Annotated in this window: 1 protein-coding gene; it reads left to right on the forward strand. The window is 43.8% G+C overall.

Annotation, left to right across the window (positions count from 1 at the left end; translation table 11 throughout):
* Positions 1-4: 4 nt before the first annotated feature.
* A partial coding sequence (locus R7Q48_RS26115) for a Lon-like protease helical domain-containing protein (RefSeq protein WP_318133097.1) occupies positions 5-833 on the forward strand: 829 nt, incomplete at its 3' end.

The raw sequence follows: 833 nt of genomic DNA on the forward strand, positions 1-833 counted from the left end.
GGATATGGCAATACTAAGATTGGAACCTCAACAGCTGTATTCTGTAGCGGATCTAGAGAATATGCCATGTAAGTCGACCAAGGAACTGCCTCCTATTGACGAAATCGTGGGACAAGAGCGTGCGCAAAAAGCGGTCGAGTTTGCGATGTCAATTAAGGAAAAAGGGTACAACATTTACGCCATCGGTCAGAACGGGCTAGGTAAGCGCACGATGATTCTGCGCTATTTGAATCGTCACCAGCATGACGCCGATGCTTTATTTGACTGGTGTTACGTCGCGAATTTTGAAGATACACGCACGCCTAAAGTGTTAAAGCTCCCTTGTGGAATCGGTAACAAACTGCGTGTTGATATTGAAGCCTTAATGGGGAAATTGCTTAACGCGCTGCCATTAGCTTTTGATAACGAAATGTACTTTAGCCGTGCTGATCGTTTGAAAAACCAGTTGGCAAACAAACAGCAAAATGAATTGGACCGCATTAGTCGTGAAGCAAAAGAGCACGGCATCAGCCTGACGATCACATCGCAAGGCGATTATCAATTTGTCGCTATGAATGGCGATGAGTTGCACACAGAAGAATCTTTTGATGCCTTGAGCAAAAAAGAGCAAGAACAGTTTAGTGACAGCATTGACGCGTTAGAGGTGAGTTTACGTTCCATGGTGCGTGAACTGACCGAGTGGGAGGATACCTACAGCGACAAAATCAAAAAACTGAATGATGAAGTTACGCTCGACGTGATTACTCACTTCATTAAAAAGCTCAAAGTGGATTATTCGGAATGCTCCGAAATCAAAACCTATTTGACGGAGTTGCAAAAAGATATCGTTGAAA

It is taken from the genome of Vibrio sp. 378 (assembly GCF_033339435.1).